Genomic DNA, 21,847 nt, shown 5'->3' with positions numbered 1-21,847 from the left:
GTGCCGGCCCAGAGCGGGTGACTGTGCGGGTCCACGCCCCGCTGACCAGGGCGTGGACCCGCCGCATCGCATACAGTTCCCACCGTGAGCCAGCCTGTCCGATCCATCCTGTACCGCAACGGCGTCGTCCACTCCGGGGCGGACCCGTTCGCCGAGGCGATCCTCGTGGACGACGGCGTGGTGGCGTGGCTCGGCGCCGACGACACCGCTGCCGGGCTGGCGGCCCGCGCCGACCGCGTGATCGACCTCGACGGCGCGCTCGTCACCCCCGGGTTCGTCGACGCGCACGCCCACGTGCTGGAGACCGGCCTGTCGGCCGACTCCGTGGACCTCACGCCCGCCGGCGGCGTGCACTCCCTGGCCGACGCGCTGGCCGCCCTGCACCAGCGCGCACGCCACCTCGCGGCGGCCGACCCGTCCGGCGACCAGGTGCTGCTCGCCTTCGGCTGGGACGAGCAGGCCTGGCCCGAGCGGCGCGCCTTCACGCGCCAGGAGCTCGACGCCGTGTGCGCCGGCCGCCCTGTGTACGCGGCGCGCGTCGACGTGCACTCGGCGGTCATCTCGTCCGCGCTGGCCGCACGTGCGGGCATCGAGCGGGACCCCGCCTGGACCGGCACGGGCGTGGCCGGCTCCGGCTGGTCCGACGCGCCCGCCGACACCGGCCTGGTCACCGCCGACCTGCACCACACCGTGCGCGACGTCGCGCACGCCCTGTCGCCCGAGCGTCGCACCCGCCTGTACCGGGAGACCCTGGCGGCCTGGGCCGCCCGCGGCGTCGTGTCCGTGCACGAGATGAGCGGCGAGCACCTCGACACCCGCGCGGGCCTGGCCGAGCTGTACGCCCTGTCGGCCGGCTCCGTCACCGACGACGCCCTGGCCGACCCGGACGCGCTCGCGCTGCCGCACCTGGCCGCCTACCGCGGCGAGCTGTGCGCCACGGCCGACGACGCCCGCGCGCTCCTGGAAGAGCTGCCGTTCCTGACCGGGATCGGCGGGGACCTCAACGTCGACGGGTCGATCGGGTCGCGCACCGCGGCCATGCGCAGCCCGTACTCCGACCTGCCCGCCGACCCGTCCTCCGGCTCCTTCACCGGCGCCCTGACCAATCCCGACGGCACGCCGTGGACCGGCAACCTGTACCTGACCGCCGACCAGATCGCGAACCACCTGAGCGCCGTGCAGAGCGCGCGGCCGCAGGGCTCGGGCGTGCAGGCCGCGTTCCACGTCATCGGCGACCGCGCCATGGACGAGATGGTGCTCGGCCTGCAGATCGCCGCCCAGACCAGCGGCGAGTCCGCCCTGCGCGCCGGCCACCACCGCATCGAGCACGCCCTGTTCGTGGACGCCGTCACGCTCGCCGCCCTCCTGGTGCACGGCATCGGCCTGTCGGTGCAGCCCGCGTTCGAGTCCTCGTTCGGCGGCGCCAAGGGCGTCTACGCCTCCCGGCTGGGCGCCATGCGTGCCGGGTCGATCATGCCGTTCGCCGACCTCGCGCAGGCGGGCGTGCCGCTCGCGTTCGGCTCCGACACCCCCGTCACCCCGGTCGACCCCTGGCAGGGCGTGCGCGCCGCGACCCGCCACGAGGACCCCGACCAGCGCATCTCCGCGGGCGCGGCGTTCCGCGCCCACACCCGTGGTGGCTGGCGCCTGGCGGGCCTGGACCACACCGGCGCCGGACAGCTCCGCGTGGGCGCCCCCGCCCACCTCGCCGTCTGGCGCGCCGAGCACCTCGGCGTGCAGGCCGCCCCCGGACGGCTCAGCTCCTGGAGCGAGGAGGCCCGTGCGGGGACACCACTCCTGCCCGACCTCTCGCCCGACGCCGTGCAGCCCGAGTGCCTGCACACCCTGCGCGACGGCGTGGTCCTGCACGACACGCTCTGATCTGTACGACGCTCTGGCCTGTCCGACACGGCTCTTCGGGGCCCCTGCGCGCCGGTAGGCTGCGATCGTGCGCCTGCGTGAGCCGTCCCGGCTGCTGTCCTTGTTCCTCGCGGTGGCCGGTGGCCTCGTCCTCTGGTCCGCGTTTCCCGACGCCGGGGTGTGGCCCGCCGCGTTCGTCGCCGTCGCGGTCCTGTACTGGGCCCTCGGGCGCGACAACGCCTGGTGGAACCTGCTGATCGGGTTCCTGTTCGGCGTCTCGTTCTTCCTGCCGCACCTGTGGTGGGCCCACGAGTCCACCGAGGCCGCGCCCTGGATCGCGTTGTCCGCGCTGGAAGCCCTGTTCATCGGCGGCTTCGGCGTGCTGTGGACCTGGGCGCGCCGCGCGCGGTTCCTGCGCCGGCGCGGCTGGCGGCTGGCCGCCGCGTTCGCCGTGCTGTTCGTCGCCGTCGAGCAGTGGCGTGCCGAGATCCCCTTCGGCGGGTTCCCCTGGGGCCGCCTCGCCTGGACGATGGCCGGCACCCCGACCGGCCGCGCGGCCTGGCTCGGCGGCACCGTCGCCGTCAGCCTCCTGGTCGCCTTCGCGGGCGCCCTGCTCGCCCTGGCCGTGGCGGGCCTGGTCCGGGCCGTGCGTATCGGCGCCGCGGCCCGCGCGGCGCGGGTGACGCCGGCGGAGCAGCCCGCCGGCGCGGCAGAGAACGGTGCCGTCCGAACAGCGACTGGCCCGGCAACGACTGGCCCGGCAGCGACCGTCCGGTCCTCGGTGGGCCGCTCCGTCGGAGCCCTCGCGCTGGGTGTCGCGGTCGCCGTCGTGCCGCTGGTGCTGCCGCTGCCCACGTCCGCGAGCGCCGGTCCGGTCGAGACGCCGGAGGGTCAGCAGGTGTACGACGCCGGGAGCGACCTGGCGGAGGACGGGCAGCTGTGGGCGGGTGCCGTGCAGGGCAACGTGGGGGAGCCGGGTCTGGGGGCGTTCGCCAACCGGGCCGAGGTGCTGAACAACCACCTGGAGGGCACGTACGTGCTGGCGGAGGACTTCGCCGGGGAGCTGGACGTGGTGCTGTGGCCGGAGAACGGCAGCGACCTGGACCCGCAGACCACGCCGGACGTGGCGCGGGGGCTGGACAACGCGTCGACGGCGGTGGGGGCGCCGATCCTGGTGGGGGCGCAGGAGTTCCCGGAGACGGGCGGCCGGTACAACGTGTCGCTGCTGTGGCAGGCGGGGCAGGGGGTGATCGCCCGGTACGCGAAGCAGCACCCGGCGCCGTTCGGGGAGTACATCCCGCTGCGGTCGATCCTGCGGCTGTTCTCGGACCAGGTGGACCGGGTGACCACGGACATGATCCCGGGCGTCAACCCGCCCTACGTGGACGTGCCGAGCCGGCTGGGTCAGGACGCGTACCGGCTGGGCACCATCATCTGCTTCGAGGTGGCGTACGACGAGATCATCCGGGACGCGGTGCTGGAGGGCGCGCAGGTGCTGGTGATCCCGACGAACAACGCGTCGTTCGGGTGGACGGCGGAGTCGACGCAGCAGCTCGCGATGTCGCGGCTGCAGGCGATCACGACGGGGCGGGCCGCGGTGCAGATCTCCACGGTGGGTGTCTCGGGGGTCATCACGCCGGACGGCACCGTGGTGCGCGACACGGAGCTGTTCACGGCCGACCAGTTCGTGGTGGACCTGCCGCTGCGGTCCTCGATCACGCCGGCGGTGGCGGCGGGGTACTGGCCGGGCTGGATCGTCGGTGGTCTCGCGTTCGTGCTGGTGGTGGCCGGCGTCGTGGGCGGGATCGGCGCGCGGCGTCGGGCGCGGGGCTAGGGGCTGAGGGCTAGGGGCCAGGGCGCGAAAAGAGACCGCCGGCTCGAACCGTGAGGTTCGGGCCGGCGGTCTCTGTTGTTTACTGCGTGCTCGCTAGCTCAGGCTGCGTGCACAGGCTGCCTGCTCAGGCCGAGCGGCGGAGCTTGCCGGCGCGCAGCAGCTCGAGGCGCTCGTCGAGCAGGTCCTCGAGCTCCTTGACCGTGCGGCGCTCGAGCAGCATGTCCCAGTGGGTGCGCTGCGGCTTGGTCGCCTTCGGCTCGGGCTTCTCGGCGTCGCGCAGGAGCGCCTCCTCGCCGCAGCGGCACTCCCAGATCGGGGGTACGTCCGCGTCGGTGGCGAAGGGCAGGATGATGGTGTGGCCGTTGGGGCAGTCGTAGTAGGCCTGGAACCGAGGGGCGAAGTCCACGCCCTCGTCGGACTCCATGCTCTTACTACCGATGCTCATACCGCGCAGGGACCGGTCAGGCACGATGTCCTCCAGAGGGTTGTCGGGATAGGTGGCGGAAAAAGGTCCGTATAGCCAACGCAGGGACCCTCTGTGATGTTCCAGCCCATGTTTCAGCGGTCTGACGACCAGCCGTGCCAATCCAGGCTACCGACCGGACGTGCGCTCGCAAGCGCACTCCGGGCAAACTGGGTGTGGATGTGCGCGATCTCACGTACGTCGCAGCAGGTGGGAGCATTCGGCCCGGGAACAATCGGCACGAGCCGCGGGTTAGGACCCATGTTCATGCAGATGCATGAAGAGCGTGGGTGGCACACAGCACGTGCGGCAACCAGCTCAGCACCACGATCGAGGAGCGCAGCATCATGCAGTTCGGGATCTTCAGTGTCAGCGACGTGACGACGGACCCGACCACCGGGCACACCCCGGACGACACCGAGCGCGTCCGGGCCATGCTCACCATCGCGAAGCACGCGGACGAGGCAGGCCTCGACGTCTTCGCCACTGGTGAGCACCACAACCCGCCGTTCGTGGCCTCGAGCCCGACGACGATGCTCGGCTACCTCGCGGGCGTGACCAAGGACATCACCCTGTCCACGGCCACCACGCTCATCACGACCAACGACCCGGTCCGCATCGCCGAGGAGTACGCGATGCTCCAGGTCATCAGCAACGGCCGCATGGACCTCATGATGGGCCGCGGCAACACCGGCCCCGTCTACCCGTGGTTCGGGCAGGACATCCGCCAGGGCATCCCGCTGGCCATCGAGAACTACGCCCTGGTGCGCCGCCTGTGGACCGAGGACGTCGTGGACTGGGAGGGCAAGTTCCGCACCCCGCTGCAGGGCTTCACCGCCACGCCACGCCCGCTGGACGGCGTGCCGCCGTTCGTGTGGCACGGGTCGATCCGCAGCCCCGAGATCGCCGAGCAGGCCGCCTACTACGGTGACGGGTTCCTGCACAACAACATCTTCTGGCCGATGAGCCACACCAAGCAGATGGTGCAGTTCTACCGCCAGCGGTTCGAGCACTACGGCCACGGCCGCGCGGACCAGGCGATCGTCGGCCTCGGCGGCCAGGTCTTCATGCGCAAGAACAGCCAGGACGCCGTCAGTGAGTTCCGGCCGTACTTCGACAACGCGCCCGTCTACGGGCACGGCCCCACCATGGAGGACTTCACGCGCGACACGCCGCTGACCGTCGGCTCCCCGCAGGAGGTCGTCGACCGGTACGGCTCGTTCATCGACGAGGTCGGCTACTACCAGCGCCAGATGTTCCTCATGGACCACGCCGGGCTGCCCCTGAAGACCGTCCTGGAGCAGATCGACATCCTCGCCTCCGAGGTCGTGCCGGAGCTGCGCAAGATCGCCGACGCCAAGCTCCCCCAGGATGTGCCGGCCAACCCGCCGACGCACGCCGAGCGGGTCGCCGCGGCGCAGGCGAAGGGCGCGGCCGGCGCCACGCACGTGGGTGACGGCGGCGACGAGTACACCGGCACGCTGGCCGAGGAGGCTCTCTGAGATGACAGAACGCGAACTCACTGACCGGACCGCTTCCCTGGTCCCACCCGTCGAGGACCGGCCCCGCCGCACGATCGCCGTCGTGCACGCGGGGCTGGGGCAGCCCTCGTCGACGCGCCTGCTGGCCGACCGTCTGGCCGACGCCACGGTGCGCGAGCTGGAGGCTCTGGGCCACGAGGTGACCGTCGAGGTCGTCGAGCTGCGCGACCACGGTCACGCCATCATCGACGCGATGCTCACCGGGTTCCCCTCGGGCGACCTGGCGAGCGACATCGAGACGATCACCCAGGCCGACGGAGTCATCGCCGTCACGCCGTTGTTCACCACCACCTATTCGGGGCTGTTCAAGTCGTTCGTCGACATCCTCGACAAGGAGGTGCTCACCGGGATGCCCGTGCTGCTCGGCGCGACCGGCGGCACCCCGCGGCACTCGCTCGCCCTCGAGTACTCGATGCGCCCGCTGTTCACGTACCTGCGGGCCGACGTCATCACGACGTCGGTCTTCGCGGCCACGGACGACTGGGCCCAGGCGGGTGACCGCACCCGGCACGACGACGGTGCGAGCTCCCTCCCGGAGCGCATCGAGCGGGCCGGCCGGTCGCTGGCCGCGATCGTCTCCGCACGCGGGGAGCACGCCAAGCCGGACGACCCGTTCGCCACGACGCCCAGCTTCCTGGACATGCTGGGCGGGGACTGACCCGGGGGCACGCGGGCCGGCCGCGGCTGAGCCCGGCTGATCTGATCTGGTCTGGTCTGATCTGGTCTGGTCTGGTCTGGTCTGATCTGGTCCTGCGTGCCAGGCCCGGGGCTTGCACGCCCGGGGCCTGGCAGGGAACATATGGGACAGCCACCGCAACGGGTCGTGGGCAGGTCGATGGTGAGGGAGCGCGGTCATGGCGGACGACACACAGGACCAGGTCTCGGACGACTCGAACGGCACCGACGCGCCTCAGGCGGCTGTCCCGGAGGCGGACGCTCCCGCCGCCGAAGCCGTGGCAACCGAAGCCGTGGCAACCGAGGTCGTAGCACCCGACGACGCGGCATCGGCGGACGCGACTGGTCTGCAGTCCGACACCGGGCGGGTCGCCCGCATCGTCGCCGCACTGCGGAAGGCGCACGCCGAGCAGGCTGCCCGTTCCGTCGAGCGGACGGCTGATCAGACCGCCGGGCAGACATCCGGACAGACCGTTCAGCAGAACGCCGGGCTGAACGCCGGGCTGAACGCCGGGCTGAACGCCGGGCTGAACGCCGGGCTGAGTGTTGAGCAGACGGCCGAACCGGCGGATGCCGGCACCGAGACGGTCGCACCGGAACCCCCGGCGCCGCGCCGCGCGACCAGCGGGGTGCGCTTCACTGCGCCGCGCACGCCGACCCTGCGCTGGAACCCCGGCGCCCGCTACCGCGCCTCGCAGCTCGCGAACCAGCCGGTTCCCGTGTCGCAGGCGCCTGTGCCGCCGGTGCCTGCCTCCCCGGCGCCCGTGTCGTCTCCGCCCATGTCGTCAGCGCCTGTGTCTTCGGCACCCCTGCCGCCCGCACCCCTGCCGCCCGTGCCTCCGCCGCCGGGACCGGTACCTCCCGTGCCCCCGCCGCCGGCGCTGGCCGGACGGCTGTTCCGCGGCCCGGCCCGGCGGACCGCCGTCTTCGAGCGGGAGATCTGGTACCCGTCGGCGCGGTCCTCGCGCGTGCCGAGCGACGTGGGCGAGGCACTCGCCGCCGCCGTCGAGCGGTATCGCAAGGGCTCGATCTCGACGTCGGGCCTCGTGCGGGCGATCGGCAGTGCCCACGCCGCCTGACGACGGCCGGGCAGCGGAGCCTTCGGCGCCCGATCCTTAAGCACCAAACCCGCAAGCAGCCGGCAGCCGGATCTCCTGAGACGGCCGGGTGACTCCGCGCATCCGCGGCGCCACCCGGCCGTCTTCTCGTCTGTCGACCGGCCGAGTCCGGCCGTCGCCCGGCTGGCGCTCGTCTGCGGACCAACCGCCGTCCGCCGCTTGCCCGGCTGCCGACTGACCGGCGGCCTCTTGCCCGGCGGCCGACTGACCGCTGTCCGCCTGGTGGTGGTTGTTTCCGCGGTTCGTCGCCGAGTTTCCAGATGGCGGCAAAAAAAGAGACCCGGCCGCATGGGTTCGCCCTGGTGGGACCTTGTCCTGGGTTCTTGCCACAGTGGAGCATTCGTTGCACTGCAAGCGAGTACATGAAGCAGCCGCACCACGCGCCGCGACCTGTCGCTCTCTCTCAGTGGGTGCCGACCAGACATCCGACGACCAGGACGACGAGGGGGCGGGAGCGGCTGATGCCTACGCGCACGCGGTCCAGGATCGGCCTCCTCGCTGTGCGCGGGGTGCTCCTGAGCGCCGTCGTCGCCGGCCTGCTCGGCGGCTGCGGTCCGGACGCGAGCGTCGCCAACTTCACGGTGCCGGAGGAGTACGGCTCGGTCGAGCAGCTCGTCGCGGACGCCGACGTCGTCGTGCTGGCGCAGGCGGGCCGCTCCGGGGTCGATGTCGTCGACCAGGTGCCGTACACCCGGACCGAGCTGGAGCCGCGCAAGGTGCTGCTCGGCGCGCTCGGCCAGGACGCCGTCCTGGCCGTGACCCAGGTCGGTTCGGCGTCGTCGCCCCCGGGCGGCGAGCTGCCGTCCATCCTGCGCAGCGGTCGCGAGTACGTGGTGGTGCTGCACCGCAACGACGCGGGCGAGTTCGAGGTGGTGGGGCCCGGCGTCTGGCGGGCGGACAGCCTGGGCACCAGCCTGACTCTGCACACGGGCAAGCCGTCCTGTGTGACGTCCGACATCCCGCACGTGACCACGCCCTGGGAGCTCGAGGTGGCGCTCGGCAAGGCGCGTGCGGTGCTCGGCACGAGCGTCGTCGGCGAGACCTGACCCGGTTCGTCGGGCGGAGCAGCCCGAACCGAGAACGTTCCAGGTCAGACGCCGGGGACAGGGGCTGACTCCCGGTCCGCTGGGCCAGACTGGGCGTATGACGCGCAGCCTCGTCCTCACCGCCGACGACGCCGGGACCGACCCCGACGCGGACCGCGAGATCGCCGCCCTGCTGGCCGGATCGCCGTTGACGGCGGTAGGGGTGATCACCACGGAGCCGGACGACGAGGTTCGATCGAGCCCGGGGGCGGTCCGCGCCGTCGAGCTCATCGCCCGGTCCGCACCGGACGTCGCGCCCGGGGTGCACGTGGTGCTCCCGACGCCGGGTCCGGCGGAGGGCCTCGACGACGTCGTCGACCGCATCACGACCCAGGTCGACGCACTGACGCGGGCCACCGCCGCCGTCGGCGCGCCGGCGCCACGGCGGCTCGACTCGCACCAGGGCAGCCTGTACGGCCTCCAGGGCCGGTCCTACCTCGGTGAGGCGATCGGGTTCTGCGCGAGGCACGGGCTGGCGTTCCGCCTGCCCCGCAGCCTGGACCTGTACGGCGACGGCGACCCGGTGCTGGCCACGGCCGGCGTCCGGGCGCGGCACGCGAGCGCCGTGGTCGCCGCCGACGCGGCGGGGGTGCGGCTGCCCGAGGTGATCGCCACCCATCGGGGCGGGGACGCGGAGGCCCGGGACTACGGGTCGTTGCGGGACCATTACCTGCGTCTGCTGGGGCGGCTGCCCGAGGGGACGAGCGAGATCTTCCTGCACCCGGCGCCCGACACCCCGCGGCTGCGCGAGGCGTCGGCGACCTGGTGGCGCAAGCGGACGTGGGAGCTGCGGCTGCTGGGCGACCCGGTCTTCATCCGCGAGATCGAGCGGGAGGGCATCGACCTGGTCAGCGGGTGGTGAGTAGGCTCACCCGCGTGGAGGCCGAGGACGCCGTGGACGCGCCGCAGGCAGGAGCCCCGTCGCGGTCCGCCGGGCGGGACGGGGCGTCGGGCAGCGCTGGGAGCCGTGCTGGGGGCGGCGGCACGGGCCCTGGCGCGGGCAGGACGTCGCCGCTGCGGTACGGCGCCGGCATGTTCGGCACCTCGCTGCCGATCAACCTGGTCAAGGGCTCGATGCTCTACGTGTACGTGGAGCTGCTGGGCCTGGACGCCGTCGTCTATGCGACCGTGTACGCGATCTACGGGGTGCTGGACGCGCTGGACAACCCCGTGTTCGGCTACCTGTCGGACCGGACGCGCTCGCGCTGGGGGCGGCGTCGGCCGTACCTGGTGGTGGGCGCGCTGGTGCTGACGGTCACGACGATCGCACTGTTCTCCGTGCCGGGGGCCGTGGCGGACTCGGCGGTGGGGCTGGCGGTGTGGTTCGCCGTCTTCGCGATCACCACCGAGATGGCCGACTCCCTGATCAACGCCAGCTACGGCGCGCTGCTGCCGGAGCTGTTCACCGACGAGCGGCGGCGCGCCACCGCCAACGCTGTGCGGCAGGGTGCCCAGCTGATCGCCCTGGTGGTCGCCCTGGCGCTGACGCCGGTGCTGGCGCGCAACGTGCTGGGCACCGAGGGGTCCGCCGTCGGGTACGGGCGGCTCGCGGTGATCTTCGGCGTGGTCGCGGCCGCGGTGATCCTGTGGACCGCGTTCGGCGTGCGGGAGGACCCGGCGCTCGACGCAGAGCCCAAACCGCAGTTCTTCCGGTCGGTGGGGCAGATCCTGTCGACGTCGCACTTCTGGACGGTCGGGCTGGTCAACGCCTGCTACGGGGCAGCCATGGCGCTCGTGCTGGGCGGGCTGCAGCTGTACGTGGAGCACACGCTGGGCGGCTCGGCGCTCGACGCGAGCATCCTGCAGCTCGTCGTGATCGCCGTGTCGATCGGGATGCTGAGCGTGTGGGCCGCCGTCGTCCGCCGCAGGGGCGCGGCCTGGACGTGGCGGCTCGCGCTGCCGGTCGCCGCCGTCGGGTTCGTGCCGCTGTACTTCGCGACGGACCTGCTCACGGGGATCCTCGCCGGGCTCGCCGTCGCTGTCGGGTACTCGGGCGTGCTGGCGACGAACGACCTGGTGATCGCGCGCGTGCTCGACGCCGACGCCGCCCGCCACGGCACTCACCGCAGCGGCCTGTTCCTGGCCGCGTTCGGCGTGCTGGGCCGGCTCAACGGCCTGATCACGGCGGCGGCGCTGGCGTCGCTCGCGGTCTGGTTCGGCTACCGGTCGGGCGCGGACCCAGGCCCCGACCCGGGCCAGGCGTTCCGCGTGTACCTGTCCGTGTACCCGTTCGCGCTGCTCGTCCTCGGCACGGCGGTGTCGCGGTTCATCCGGCTGCCGGCGGCGCCCGAGGAGTCGGACGGCGGCGGAGGAGACGGCAGTACCCCCGACGGCGAGCCGGACGCCGGGCCGGACGCTGAGCCCAGCGCCGGGCCGGTCACGCGCTGATCGCGAGCAGCGTCCGGTCCGCGGCCTCCAGCCGGTAGGGGCCGTGCTCGGGCGGCGCGGGGAACGTCACGCGGTCGCCGCGCACCCGCCGACGCCGGTCCGTGCCGCCGTCCGGGAGGCCCTTGACCAGTACCGTGCCGTCCGCGTCGACGGCGACCAGGTCGTCGCCCACGCGCACCAGCACGGGCTCGCCGGGCCCCGGGAACCGGCTGATGGCGGTGCGGCCGTGCCGGATCGCGTCGAGGATTGCCTCCGGCGTGCGGTCCTCCGCGGCGACCCAGGTCGTGGGCGTGCCCGGCGGGAAGCCCTGGTCGGGAGTGTGGAAGTCGCTGCCGCCCAGGAACACGGGGTTGCGGGGTGCTCCGGCATCCGACCCTCCGGCATCCGGCGCTCCCCACAACCCGGCGGCCGACCCGGCGTCCGTTGGATCAGGCGAGCCGCCGAAGCCCCGCAGGTAGGCCCACGGTCCCGTCGCGGTCAGGTCGAGGAACCACGAGATGTGCCACAGCTCCAGGAAGCCGGTGCGGACGGGGAACTGCCAGCCGCAGTCGTCCTGGAGAGGGTGGTTCACGGACAGCAGGCCGCCCCGCTCCTCGACGTCGGACAACCACTGCGCCGCCGGACGGCGGAAGTCGACCCAGCCGATGTCGCCGAACGCGTTGGCGTGCCCCGCATGGGTGGTGACCTCCTGCCCGGGCAGGAGGCAGAGGTCGTACGCGGCACCGACGCCGGGCAGGTGCGCGTGGTGCGAGACCGTGTTGTGGTCGGTCACGGCCAGAAAGTCCAGCCCGCGGCCGACGGCGGCCGCCGCGAGCTGGGCGATGCTCAGCGTCCCGTCCGAGTGTGTGGTGTGGGCGTGCAGGTCGCCGGCGAACCAGGTCAGGCCGTCGGGCGCGGGCAGGTCGCGGCCCAGGCGGGTCCCGCCGAGTTTTCCAGGGCCCGACTCGGCGGGGGCGCCCGACGGCGGCTGCGGCGCGGGCGGCTCGTCCTCGACGGGGCCGGCGTCGGAACCGGTGGCGATCGTCACCGTGACGTCGACCGGCTCGGCGGGCAGCTTGTGCAGGCCGAGCACCACGGCCCAGGGGCCTGGGACGAGCTCACCCGGCTCGTACCCGGGAGTCGCGCGGCCGCCAGTGCCGGCGCTGTCGCCGGATACGGCTGACCCGCGCCTGCCCGGGCCGGTCCCGCCGGATCCCGGCCGCGCGTCGATCACGAACCGGGACCTGGCGCCGCCCGACCAGCCGCGCCAGCGCTTCGGGTCGCGGCACCCGAGGTCGATCACGGCGGCGTCGCGGTCGTAGGAGAGCGTGACCTCCAGGGCGTCGACGTCCCGCCCCGGTGGCATCTCGAACGGCACCTCGAGGTACCGGTGCTCGATCTGGTCGTCGACGGACAGGCGAAGGCGGCGTTGCTCGCGGGTCACGTCCCGAGGGTAGCCGTCTGCCCTGCCGTCCTGACGCCCTGCCGCCTGACGTGTCGTCGCCGCCGGAGCACTGGCACTGAAGTCAAGGGCACTGACGTCGGAGGCACTGACGTCGGAGGCACGGCGTTCGAGGGCACGGCAGATACGGGTGCGGAAGTCACTCCGGCCAGCTGGCGGGGGACGAGGACCGTGTCCTGGATCGCCGTACCTCGGTCCAGGCCGCCGGGTGCGCAGACGGCCTGCCCCTGTGACCAGCCGCTACCAAGACGGCGCACCTCCACGGCCGCGCACCTCCACAGCCGTGCATCTCCACGGCGGTATCCAGCACGCAGGAGAGATCAGCACGTGGGACAAATCAGGCAGCCCGGTCCCGTGCCCACGGCAGCCCGATCCGCCGACCGTGGCGACTGGTGAAGCTCCACCGCCCCGGCTGGTCCGGTGTCGGGCCCGCCTTCCACGCCATCGTGATCCCGGTGGTGTCCACCAGTGTGTGGTGATGCCAGCACAAGAGGGCGGAGTTCGCGACGGACGTCTCGCCGCCGTCGGCCCAGTGCCGCAGCGCATGGTGCACCTCGCACCGGCTCGGAGGCTGATCGCAGCCGGGGTAGACGCAGTGCTGGTCTCGGGCGATCACGGCCTTGCGCATCTGCCCGGTCACCGTGCGCTGGGACCGTCCGACGTCGATCGCGGTGCCGTCGGCGCCGAACACGACACGCGTGACCTCGGCATCGCACAGAAGCCGGCGCAGGAGGTCGCGCGGAACGACGCTCCCGGTCGTGGACGCCCCCGTGAACGTCGCGGGCTGAGCGGTCAGCGCCGTCAGGTCGCCGGGACGGAGGGCACCGACGTTACCGGCGTTACCGCCGGCGAGATCGAGAGCAGGTCCACCGAGCCCGTGCCGCGACCCCGTCGCGTCAGAAATCAGGCTCGTTCCGGTACCGGTCGGGCCAGCATCCGTCGTGTCGGCATCACCCAGGTCAGCACCGCTCGATCCGGCGTCCGACGATCCGGCATCCGACGATCCGGCATCGCCCCGTCCGCCGTGGCTGTTCGACCGGCCGCTCCGGAGCAGCTCCGTCAGCGACACGGTCACGTGGACGTGCGGGCGCACCGCGGCACCCGAGCCGACGCGGCCGTTGTCCAGGACGTCCCGCGCCAGGTCGGCGAGTGCCTGCGCCCGGCGCTGGGTGGGGGTGCGGTCGTCGCCGGCGGCCGGGGCACCCATCATCGAGCCGAGCGCCGTCGACAGCAGGTGCCCGTGCTCGTCGGTGAGGAAGCCGTTGACGTGCCATCCCCCGAACGTCGGTGAGACCTCCAGGTGCTCACGTTCGGTCGCCTGCCGGTATCCGCGATCGTCCGCGTCGGGGTCCGCGACCTGCCCGAACCGCTTCAGCACCCGACGAAAGCGTGCCGGGTCGCAGGCACCGGCCAGTCCGGTCAGGTACCCCTCGCCGGTGATCACCGGGGGAGCGGTTCGAGTGTCACCATTCGTCGCCAGGTCTACGTCGATGGCGGCCGGATCGACAGGAGCCTTGCCGCCGACGGGGTCGTCATCCAGCCCGGCGCCCGTGCCGTCCGCGGTGCCGGCCGCACGACCCCCGCCGTCGTCCGGCGCCTCCGGTGTCCCGGCGGGCGACGGCGGCAGTTGCTCCGGCTCGATCGGCGCCGCCAGCGCCGCCCTGCGTGCCTCGCTGGTGGGGGCGACATCCACCAGGGCACGGACATGGTCGACGCCGATGCCGCCCGCGAGCGCCGCCGCACGGGTCGTGGGCAGGTGATCGCGGAGCACCCGGCCGGTGCGGGCCTCCCGGTTGGCGGTGGTGGTGCTGACGTTCTCCGTCCTGGCCAGCCAGGCCGAGAACGTCCGCGCACCCGTGGCCTGCCAGGGATGCCGGGCCTCGATCACCGGTAGCCAGGTCAGCCGCACCGTGTCCAGGCGGGCGGTGAGCGCACGCAGCCTCGGCGCGGCGTCCACGAGCCGAGGGACTGCGACGCCACCGGCGCCGGCGGACTCTCCGCCGCCGGCGACCGCGTCCGGACCTGCCGAGGTGACGAGCTCGTCGGCGAGCACGTCCAGCTCGTTCAGCACGGTCTCGAGGGCGCGAGGACCGCACACCGGTCCGGGTGTGGGCGGAGGCAGTGGTGTGTAGTCCATCGCTCCCCACCCCCCGCTCTGATCCGCTCCCGTGCTGACCTTCCGATTCTATCGAACAGACATTCGATCTGCCGGACCGCGATGGAATCTGTGGACAACTCTTGGGGCGGGCGCGCTACTTCGTCGGGGCGGTCGCGCCGAACTGCTCGATGTAGTGCGGGTTGTGCATCACGCCGAGCACGTTGCCGAACGGGTCCACGACCGCGGCGGTGACGAAGTCGTGGCCCCGCTCGGTGACGGGCTGGTACTCGGTGGCGCCCAGCTCCAGCAGGCGGGCCACCGTGCCCTGCAGGTCGTCGACGTGCCAGTACATGAGCGCGCCCCCGGGCTGGTCGGGCAGCCCCGGGGGCGCGTAGGCCCGGCTGACGAGGCCGAGCTCGGCCTCGTTGTCCCCGATCCGGAACTCGGCGTAGGCCGGCGTGCCGTCCGGTCCGGAGCGCTGGAAGTAGGGCTCGACGCCGAGCACCTCCGTGTACCAGGCGGAGGCAGCGGCGACGTCGTCGGCCCAGTAGTTGATGGTCGAGAATCCTCGAAGGCTCATGCCGCCATCTCAGCACCGGACACTGACACTCGCCGGAGATCGCGGGTGTTCTTGGTGCTCAGGGGCGCTTTTCAACCGCCGTTTCGCCCTCCGTTCACCCCGTCTGGTTCACCCCGCCCGCGCCGGGGAGGCGGACTCGGTCCCGGACCGATCGACCCGCTGGGTGGCCGCGCTCAGCGCCTCCCGCAGCCCGGCAGCGGTGCCCTCGGCCTGGGCCTGGCCGGCGATCGCCGCCACGCGCGCCAGCTCGGCGTCCGCCGCCTGCCTGCGCGCGGACTCCAGCGCGTCCCGAGCCGCGGAGAGCTCGCCCTCCAGCCGGGCCACGGAGGCCTCGGCGCCGGCGCGCGCGACATCGGCGGCGGCCCGGTCCCGGTTCGCCTGCGCGACGTCGCCCCGTGCGGCCTCCAACGCTCCCCGCACGTCCGTCAGGGACTCGCGCAGGCCCACGGCGGCGCCGTCCGCCTGGGCGCGTGCCGCCTCCGCCTCGGAGCGCGCGCGTTCGGCGACCGCAGCGCCCGCCCGGGCCTCGGCGAGCTCGTCGCGCACGGCCTCCAGCGCCCGCCGCGCGGCGTCGAGCTCGCCCTCCAGCCGAGCGGCCGACGCCGCGGCGGCGCCCCGGGCCTCCTCGGCCGCGTCGCGCTCGTCCTGGACCGACCGCGCGTGCTCGCGCGCGGTCTCCAGCAGGGCGCGGAACTGCGCGAGCTCGGCGTCGGCCTCGTCCACGCGCGCGGCCAGGGTGTCCGCCTCACCGACGACGGCGCTCAGCGCCTCGTCCGACGCCGCCGTTGCCGCCTCGTGCTCTGCCCGTGCCGCCTCGACGGCCGCACCCCACAGGGCCTCCAGACCGCGGTCCGCCAGCGCGCTCACCGCGGCGGGCAGGTCGGGGAGCGCGGTGCGCGCGTCGTCCTCGGCGGCCTTCGCGTCGCGCCACTCCCGCAGGTACTTCGTGGCCGTGGCGTTGGAGCAGCCGGCGCGCTCGCGCACGTTCGTCACGGTCAGCGCCGCGCCCTCGGCCGCCAGTGCGTCTGCTGCCTGGAAGACCCGTTCCTTGTCCCGCACGTCGTTCCCCGCTCACGTCGTCGTTGCGACCGTCCCGGCTTCCGCAGTCCCCGGTTCTGTCGGTCGTTGTTTCCACCCGTAGTAGTACGAGTAGTAGCGCAATCCTACTCCTACTTTCGCTCCACACACTGCGCACCCGCTTTCCTGAAGCGGGTGCGCAGTACCGGCACGATCGGCTAGATAGCAGGGCTCGACGGGATCAATCGAGGCACTACTCGGCTCACGGAGAGCAGATAGTGAGCATCGAATCCGCGCGGGATCGGCCTCAGATCCGCGACGCCCCAGCCTGACGGCCCGACGGCCCGACGGGACCGACGTGCCGACGCAGGATCACTCCTCAGGAACGTCCTGGAGAAACACGATCCCGTCCAGGTCGGCGAGCTGAGCCGGGTCCAGCGGCGCGTACCCGAACCACGGAGACACCCGGGCCGCGAGCGCCGTCCTGCCGGACGCCGCGAGCAGCGCGGCCAGCTCCGGCGCGTCGACGACGGACCGGTCCGCACCCAGCGCGGACAGCACGCCCTCGACGCTGTCGGTCGGCACGTCGTCCACGCCCTGGTGCGCGATGGTGCCGACCGCGGAGGCGAGAAACCCGTACCGCTCACCGAGCCGGGCGCTCACCAGGGCGCCGGCGCCCCACCACTCCAGCCGCGGGTGGTCCCACATGCGCATCGTGCTCATGCCGCGCTGCAGGTGGCTGTTGTGCGCGTTGACCAGCACGGGGCCGCGCTCCGCGAGGGCCAGCAGGTTGCCGGCCATCATGGCGTCGCGCGCCGCGAGCAGCCGGGTCATGCGGGCGGGCGAGGGGTCGGCCATCCAGAAGTGGTAGCGCAGCAAGCCGGTGGCGGTGCGTCCGTAGGTCCGCGCCCGGTCCCACTCCTGCGTCGTGGAGGAGGCGACGAGCTGGGGTGCGTGCGTGTCGAGGAGCGTCGCCAGGTCGTCGGCGAGCAGGCGCAGCTCCCTGGCCTCGGCGGACTGCCCCACGGACCGGGCCGGGTCCATCATCGCGGCGGGTTCGGTCCACCGGGCGTCCGCGCCGATCATGCGGTCGAGCACCTGCGCGGTGCAGGGCAGCAGGTCGGGGTCGACACGCGCGGACAGGTACTCGTACAGGGCCGTGAGCGCGGCCCGGGGGCTCGCTGCGGCCTGGATCTCCAGCGGCCCGTCGATGCCCGCGAACCGGAGCCGTCCGGGGTCGGTCCGGCCCTCCGCGTCGGCGCGTTCGTTCCAGGCGCGCATCCAGCGCACCAGCTCGCGGTTGCCGGGGAAGCCGCCCCACTCGTGGCTGAACCCGCGCGCCATGACGTCGTCCAGATCGCCCTCGCCGGTGGTGACGTAGTCGTCCACGACCTGCCCCGCGAGGCAGTCGGTCTCCAGGGCGATCGTGCGGTACCCCTCCTGCTCGACGAGCTGCCGGAACAGCTCGTTGCGCAGCCTCAGCAGGGCGCCCGCGCCGTGGGTGGGTTCGCCCAGGGCGAGGATCCGTGGCCGGCCCGGGAGCAGGCCCGGGAACAGGCGCAGGACGGCGGCGGCGTCAAGGGGATGAACGGTGTGCTGGAGGTCTCTCACCATTCCCTCAACGGTATCGTTGACGTCTCGGTTGAGACCTGGGCCCGGCGCTCTCCGGAATGAAGCGCAGAAGGCCAGGCAGGAGGGGTGGGTGGATGCGGCAGAACCTTCAAAGCACCGGTCGACTGCGGCCTGTCGACCTGGCGCGGGAGCACGGGCTGTCCACGCAGGCGGTCCGCAACTACGAGGACGCCGGCATCCTCCCCGCCGCCGTCCGCACGCCGTCCGGCTACCGCGCCTACTCGCCGCGGCACGCGGGTGCCCTGCGCGCGTTCCTCGCCCTGGTCCCCGGACACGGGCACCGGACGGCGGCCGCGATCCTGCGGGCGGTGCACGACGGCGCGGCCGGGGAGGCGTTCCGTCTGATCGACGAGAGCCACGCCCAGCTCCTGGACGACCGCAGGACGCTCCGGGCCGTCGAGGACGCGCTGCGGGATCTCGACTCCACCGCCCCGACCAGGCCGGCACCGGACGCCCCGCGACCCGGCGACACCTTCATCGGCCCGCTCGCCGCCGCGCTCCGGATCCGGCCCGCGACCCTGCGCACCTGGGAACGGGCCGGCCTGGTCCGTCCGCGGCGCGATCCGCAGACCGGCTACCGGGTCTACGACGAGGCCGCGCAGCGCGACGCCCGGCTGACCCACCAGCTCCGGCGCGGCGGATACCTCCTGGAGCAGATCGCCCCGCTGATCAGGCAGGTACGCGCGGCCGGCGGGCTGGAGCCCCTGGAGGCGACCCTGCGCGAGTGGCACGGGCGTCTGACCGACCGCGGGCGGGCCATGCTGGCGGGGGCCGCCGCGCTGGACGCCTACCTCAGCGAGCCGCCCGCAGCCGCGCCGCCCGCTTGATGAGGTGCGTGCGCTCGGCCGAGCTCGCCGCCCGGTCGGCCGCGGCCGTGTAGTGGTCGATCGCCGCGGCGGCGTCGTCGGCGCGCTCGTACAGGTGGGCCGCCACGGCGTCCCACCGAGACAGCCCCGGATCGATCTCGGCCAGGGCCGCCAGGCCCGCCCGCGGACCGTCGACCTGCCCGACGGCGACGGCCCGGTTCAGCGCGACGACCGGGTTGTCGGTGAGGCGGGCCAGCTCGTCGTACCACTCGAGGATCTGCGGCCAGTCGGTCTCCTCGGCGGTGGGGGCGTCGTCGTGCAGCGCCGCGATGGCGGCCTGCACCTGGTACTGCCCCGGCGAGTCCTGCCCCGGCGAGTCCTGCCCCGACCGCCCCCGAGCCAGGGCGTCCTGCAGCACCTCCACCCCCTCGCTGATCATCGCGGTGTCCCAGCGGGAGCGGTCCTGCTCGTCGAGCGGCACCAGCTCGCCCGAGGCGGTGTACCGGGCGTTGCGGCGGGCGTGGTGCAGCAGCATGAGGGCCAGCAGGCCGGCGATCTCGGGATCGGCCCCTTCGGGGCGTGCCGCCGAGGCGACCGCGAGCTGCCGGGTCAGCCGGATCGCCTCGTCCGCGAGCGGGATCTCGCCGGTGAACCCCTCGTTGAAGATCAGGTACAGCACGTGCAGCACGGCGCGCACGTCGCCCGGTGTGTCGAACCGCTGCCCGGTGAGGGTGCGCTTGGCGCGCGAGATCCGCTGCGCCATCGTCGCCTCGGGAACCAGGAAGGCCCGCGCGATCTGCGCCGTCGTCAGCCCGCCGACCGCCCGCAGCGTCAGCGCGATCGCCGACGCCGGGCTCAGCGCCGGGTGGCAGCAGCGGCTCAGGAGCAGCAGCGTGTCGTCCGACTGCTCGGTGGGCCCGGGCGGCGGCTCGTCGTGGACCCGCTCCTCCCGCCGTCGTCGGGCGGCCTCGGAGCGCTGGGCGTCGATGAGCTTGCGGCCGGCCACGCGCAGCAGCCACGCCTTCGGGTCGTCCGGCGGGTCCTCGGGCCAGTGCCGCACGGCCTCGATGAGGGCCTCCTGGACGGCGTCCTCGGCCGTCGCGAAGTCTGCTCCGCGACGGACGAGGACGCCGAGGACCTGCGGCGCCAGCGTCCGCATCTGGTCGTTCACCGCGTCGTGGTCCACACCAGGCCTCTCACGCGACCGTCACTCACCGACGGTCACTCGCTGATCGTCAGGTCCTCGCCGAGGAACGGCCGCACCTCGAGCCACTCGTAGAGGGGCCGGCCGCCCTTGCCGGGCGCCGCGGACAGCTCGGCCGCCGCCTCGTAGGCCCGCTCCTGGGACTCGACGTCGATGATCATCCAGCCGGCGATGAGGTCCTTGGTCTCGGCGAACGGGCCGTCGGTCACGGGCGGGCGCCCCTCGCCGTCGTACCGGACGAACGTGCCCTCCGGGGACAGCGCGCCCTCGCCCACGAACTCGCCGGACGCGGTGAGCTTGTCCGCGAACCGGCGCATGTAGTCGATGTGCTCCGTGATCTCCTCGGGCGTCCACTGGTCCATCGGGACGTCGGTGCCCGGCACCCACTCGGGGCCGCCGCGCCGGTAGTGCTTCAGCAGCAGGTACTTCGCCATGGTTCTCTCCCTGGGTCCCGGGCCCCGTGGGGCCCGTCCTAACTCGGTACGGACGCGGTCTCGCGCCCTCGACCCTAGGACGGAGCCCTTCCCGCGTTCTCGACATCAGGATCGTCGATCCACGAGAAAGACGTCGGGGACGTGCGGACGAGCAGGTCAGCCCACCCGGCTCCGCACGGCCCGGATCGGCGTGACCGCCGCCGGCCCCGCGCCACCGTGCGCATCCCTGTCAGCTCCCGGCACGACGGCGGCCGCCTGGAACGCCGCGCTCATCGTCTCGCCCAGCGCGTCGAGGTCGTCCTCGAACAGCCCGGCGTAGGTGGACAGCGTCAGGACCGGCGACTCGTGCCCCAGCATCCGCTGCACCGCCTTGACCGTCGCGCCGCCCGAGATGGCCAGGGACGCCGCGGTGTGGCGCAGGTCGTGCAGGGTGAGCGTGTCGAAGTCCTCCGCGCCGGGCCCCAGCGTGGTGCGCGACAGCGCCGCCAGCAGGCGGGTGCGGCTCACCTTCTCGCCGCGCGTCATCGTCTCGCGCGCCTGGTCCGCGTCCGCCACCAGCGACCACGTCGCGGGGTCGCAGATCCCGGTCGCCTCCCGGCCGGCGTCCGACTGGAGCCGGCGCACCGCGGCGACCACCTCGTCGTCGTACAGGCCCGTGGGGCGCCGGCCGGCCTCGAACAGGCCCAGGGCCTCGCGCAGGGTGCGGACGGCGCGGCCGGCCGCGAGGACGGCGGGCCGGAACGCCGACCGGTCGAAGCTCTCGCGGCGCAGCGGGGTGCCCCGGGTGCCGGTGAAGAGCAGGTCTCCGCGGGCCCGACCCGCCGTCTGCTCGGCCACGGCCGGGGCCAGGGACGCCGGCAGGGGCACCTCGCGACGCGCGTGCGTCTTGGTGTCGCCGAGCAGGAGCGTGCCGTCGTCCAGGCGGGTGTACGCCTTGGTGACGTGCACCCGGCGGCGCAGCGGGTCGACGTCGGCCACCGTCAGCGCGCTGACCTCGCCCCAGCGCAGGCCGGTCAGCGCGGTGAGCAGCACGAGGGTGCGCGTCTGGGCGGAGGTGGTCGCGTCCGCGACGCGCCGGAGCTGCTCGTGCGACAGGTACCGGTGCGGCTTGGTCTTCGGGGCGCGGGGCAGGGCGGGCACCTTGCCCGACGGCGTCCGCGCGGGGTTGGTGCGCAGCCGGCGCGCGTCGACGGCGGCGTCGAGCAGGGCCACCAGGAGGCGGGCCGCGTCGCGGCGGCGGGCGGGCGAGGCGGTCTGCCCGGTGGTGGGGGAGGCCATGGTGGCGGCCCAGCGGGCGACGTCCTCGTGGCTGACCTGTCGCAGCGGCCGGTCGCCGAAGGCCGGGGCGACCAGCGAGCGGAACCGCTCGCGCTCGGCCTCGATGGTGCGGGGCGCGCGGTCGACGCGGGACTCCTGCCAGGTCGTGAACCACTCGGCGACGGTGACGCGGCCCGCGGACGGGTCGACCCACTCGGCGTGCTTGCCCGCCTCCTCCTGCCGCCGGGCCTCCGCGAGCGCCTCGCGTCGCACGGTGAAGCGGCGGGTGCTGCGCAGGCGGCCGTCGACCCGGTATCGCCCGATGTAGCCGGTGCGGCCCTCGGAGTCGGTGCGCTGCTCGGTGTACGCCACGGGGGCAGCGTAGTCGGGGCGTTCCGCCTGGTCATGGTCGCG

At 73.6% G+C, this 21,847-nt stretch carries 18 protein-coding genes; 9 read left to right on the top strand and 9 right to left on the bottom strand.

Annotated elements, in window-relative coordinates; all coding sequences use genetic code 11:
• The first annotated feature begins 84 nt into the window (after positions 1–84).
• Positions 85–1,881 (top strand): amidohydrolase, encoded by a 1,797-nt coding sequence (locus ACH45N_RS15355; protein ID WP_397395293.1) that lies wholly within the window; start codon positions 85–87, stop codon positions 1,879–1,881.
• A gap of 67 nt (positions 1,882–1,948) precedes the next feature.
• Entirely contained in the window at positions 1,949–3,694 is a 1,746-nt protein-coding gene (gene lnt / locus ACH45N_RS15350) for an apolipoprotein N-acyltransferase (protein ID WP_397395291.1), read from the top strand.
• Between the two features lie 124 nt (positions 3,695–3,818).
• Here the strand turns inward: lnt and ACH45N_RS15345 are convergent, their stop codons facing one another.
• Entirely contained in the window at positions 3,819–4,163 is a 345-nt protein-coding gene (locus tag ACH45N_RS15345; RefSeq protein WP_026365682.1) for an RNA polymerase-binding protein RbpA, read from the bottom strand.
• 341 nt (positions 4,164–4,504) lie between these two features.
• Here ACH45N_RS15345 and ACH45N_RS15340 point away from each other — a divergent pair, with 341 nt between their 5' ends.
• The 6 genes from ACH45N_RS15340 to ACH45N_RS15315 all read left to right on the top strand — a co-directional run bounded on the left by ACH45N_RS15340 (position 4,505) and on the right by ACH45N_RS15315 (position 10,964).
• Entirely contained in the window at positions 4,505–5,659 is a 1,155-nt protein-coding gene (locus ACH45N_RS15340) for an LLM class flavin-dependent oxidoreductase (protein ID WP_397397469.1), read from the top strand.
• 1 nt (position 5,660) lies between these two features.
• Positions 5,661–6,356 (top strand): FMN reductase, encoded by a 696-nt coding sequence (locus ACH45N_RS15335; protein WP_397395289.1) that lies wholly within the window; start codon positions 5,661–5,663, stop codon positions 6,354–6,356.
• Positions 6,357–6,552: 196 nt separating this feature from the next.
• A complete protein-coding gene (locus tag ACH45N_RS15330; RefSeq protein WP_397395287.1) occupies positions 6,553–7,452 on the top strand; it encodes a hypothetical protein in 900 nt (299 codons plus the stop codon).
• 500 nt (positions 7,453–7,952) lie between these two features.
• Entirely contained in the window at positions 7,953–8,537 is a 585-nt protein-coding gene (locus tag ACH45N_RS15325; protein ID WP_397395285.1) for a hypothetical protein, read from the top strand.
• A gap of 97 nt (positions 8,538–8,634) precedes the next feature.
• The gene (locus ACH45N_RS15320) at positions 8,635–9,438 is read left to right on the top strand and encodes a ChbG/HpnK family deacetylase (RefSeq protein ID WP_397395283.1); all 804 of its coding nucleotides are present in this window, start codon (positions 8,635–8,637) and stop codon (positions 9,436–9,438) included.
• A 14-nt stretch (positions 9,439–9,452) separates the two neighbouring features.
• Positions 9,453–10,964, top strand: coding sequence for an MFS transporter (locus ACH45N_RS15315; RefSeq protein ID WP_397395281.1), 1,512 nt, complete (start codon positions 9,453–9,455; stop codon positions 10,962–10,964).
• Here the strand turns inward: ACH45N_RS15315 and ACH45N_RS15310 are convergent.
• From ACH45N_RS15310 to ACH45N_RS15290, 5 genes are all read right to left on the bottom strand, one after another.
• The gene (locus ACH45N_RS15310) at positions 10,954–12,387 is read right to left on the bottom strand and encodes a CehA/McbA family metallohydrolase (protein WP_397395279.1); all 1,434 of its coding nucleotides are present in this window, start codon (positions 12,385–12,387) and stop codon (positions 10,954–10,956) included. The two genes, ACH45N_RS15315 and ACH45N_RS15310, sit on opposite strands and share 11 nt — an antisense overlap.
• Positions 12,388–12,742: 355 nt before the next feature.
• On the bottom strand, positions 12,743–14,542 hold the full coding sequence (locus ACH45N_RS15305) for a DUF222 domain-containing protein (RefSeq protein ID WP_397395277.1): 1,800 nt from the start codon (positions 14,540–14,542) through the stop codon (positions 12,743–12,745).
• A 115-nt stretch (positions 14,543–14,657) separates the two neighbouring features.
• A complete protein-coding gene (locus ACH45N_RS15300; RefSeq protein WP_397395275.1) occupies positions 14,658–15,083 on the bottom strand; it encodes a VOC family protein in 426 nt (141 codons plus the stop codon).
• Positions 15,084–15,191: 108 nt separating this feature from the next.
• Positions 15,192–16,142: a DNA-binding protein gene (locus tag ACH45N_RS15295; RefSeq protein WP_397395273.1), complete on the bottom strand. Its 951-nt coding sequence runs from the start codon at positions 16,140–16,142 to the stop codon at positions 15,192–15,194.
• A 330-nt stretch (positions 16,143–16,472) separates the two neighbouring features.
• Entirely contained in the window at positions 16,473–17,714 is a 1,242-nt protein-coding gene (locus tag ACH45N_RS15290; protein ID WP_397395271.1) for an erythromycin esterase family protein, read from the bottom strand.
• 92 nt (positions 17,715–17,806) lie between these two features.
• Between ACH45N_RS15290 and ACH45N_RS15285 the strand changes: the two genes are divergently transcribed.
• Entirely contained in the window at positions 17,807–18,559 is a 753-nt protein-coding gene (locus ACH45N_RS15285; protein ID WP_397395269.1) for a TioE family transcriptional regulator, read from the top strand.
• On the opposite strand, the gene ACH45N_RS15280 is transcribed toward ACH45N_RS15285, so the two are convergent.
• The 3 genes from ACH45N_RS15280 to ACH45N_RS15270 form a co-directional block, all read right to left on the bottom strand.
• Positions 18,525–19,724 carry an RNA polymerase sigma factor gene (locus ACH45N_RS15280; RefSeq protein WP_397395267.1) on the bottom strand — a complete coding sequence of 400 codons (1,200 nt, stop codon included), beginning with the start codon at positions 19,722–19,724 and terminating at the stop codon, positions 18,525–18,527. The genes ACH45N_RS15285 and ACH45N_RS15280 overlap by 35 nt on opposite strands.
• A gap of 35 nt (positions 19,725–19,759) precedes the next feature.
• Positions 19,760–20,176 (bottom strand): YciI family protein, encoded by a 417-nt coding sequence (locus ACH45N_RS15275; RefSeq protein WP_397395265.1) that lies wholly within the window; start codon positions 20,174–20,176, stop codon positions 19,760–19,762.
• Positions 20,177–20,332: 156 nt separating this feature from the next.
• The gene (locus ACH45N_RS15270; protein ID WP_397395263.1) at positions 20,333–21,805 is read right to left on the bottom strand and encodes a tyrosine-type recombinase/integrase; all 1,473 of its coding nucleotides are present in this window, start codon (positions 21,803–21,805) and stop codon (positions 20,333–20,335) included.
• Positions 21,806–21,847 lie beyond the last annotated feature (42 nt).

The sequence above is a fragment of the Promicromonospora sp. NPDC019610 genome, assembly GCF_044389365.1.
Taxonomy (GTDB): domain Bacteria; phylum Actinomycetota; class Actinomycetes; order Actinomycetales; family Cellulomonadaceae; genus Promicromonospora.
Note: the sequence above shows the minus strand (reverse complement) of the source record. Positions and strands in the feature narration are given on the sequence as shown.

Bases quoted from the DNA above. Each gene is read 5' to 3' on its own strand.
- ACH45N_RS15340 (WP_397397469.1), top strand. From the start codon at position 4,505: ATGCAGTTCGGGATCTTCAGTGTCAGCGACGTGACGACGGACCCGACC.
- ACH45N_RS15335 (WP_397395289.1), top strand. From the start codon at position 5,661: ATGACAGAACGCGAACTCACTGACCGGACCGCTTCCCTGGTCCCACCC.
- ACH45N_RS15330 (WP_397395287.1), top strand. From the start codon at position 6,553: ATGGCGGACGACACACAGGACCAGGTCTCGGACGACTCGAACGGCACC.
- ACH45N_RS15325 (WP_397395285.1), top strand. From the start codon at position 7,953: ATGCCTACGCGCACGCGGTCCAGGATCGGCCTCCTCGCTGTGCGCGGG.
- ACH45N_RS15320 (WP_397395283.1), top strand. From the start codon at position 8,635: ATGACGCGCAGCCTCGTCCTCACCGCCGACGACGCCGGGACCGACCCC.
- ACH45N_RS15305 (WP_397395277.1), bottom strand. From the start codon at position 14,542: ATGGACTACACACCACTGCCTCCGCCCACACCCGGACCGGTGTGCGGT.
- ACH45N_RS15300 (WP_397395275.1), bottom strand. From the start codon at position 15,083: ATGAGCCTTCGAGGATTCTCGACCATCAACTACTGGGCCGACGACGTC.
- ACH45N_RS15290 (WP_397395271.1), bottom strand. From the start codon at position 17,714: ATGGTGAGAGACCTCCAGCACACCGTTCATCCCCTTGACGCCGCCGCC.
- ACH45N_RS15285 (WP_397395269.1), top strand. From the start codon at position 17,807: ATGCGGCAGAACCTTCAAAGCACCGGTCGACTGCGGCCTGTCGACCTG.
- ACH45N_RS15275 (WP_397395265.1), bottom strand. From the start codon at position 20,176: ATGGCGAAGTACCTGCTGCTGAAGCACTACCGGCGCGGCGGCCCCGAG.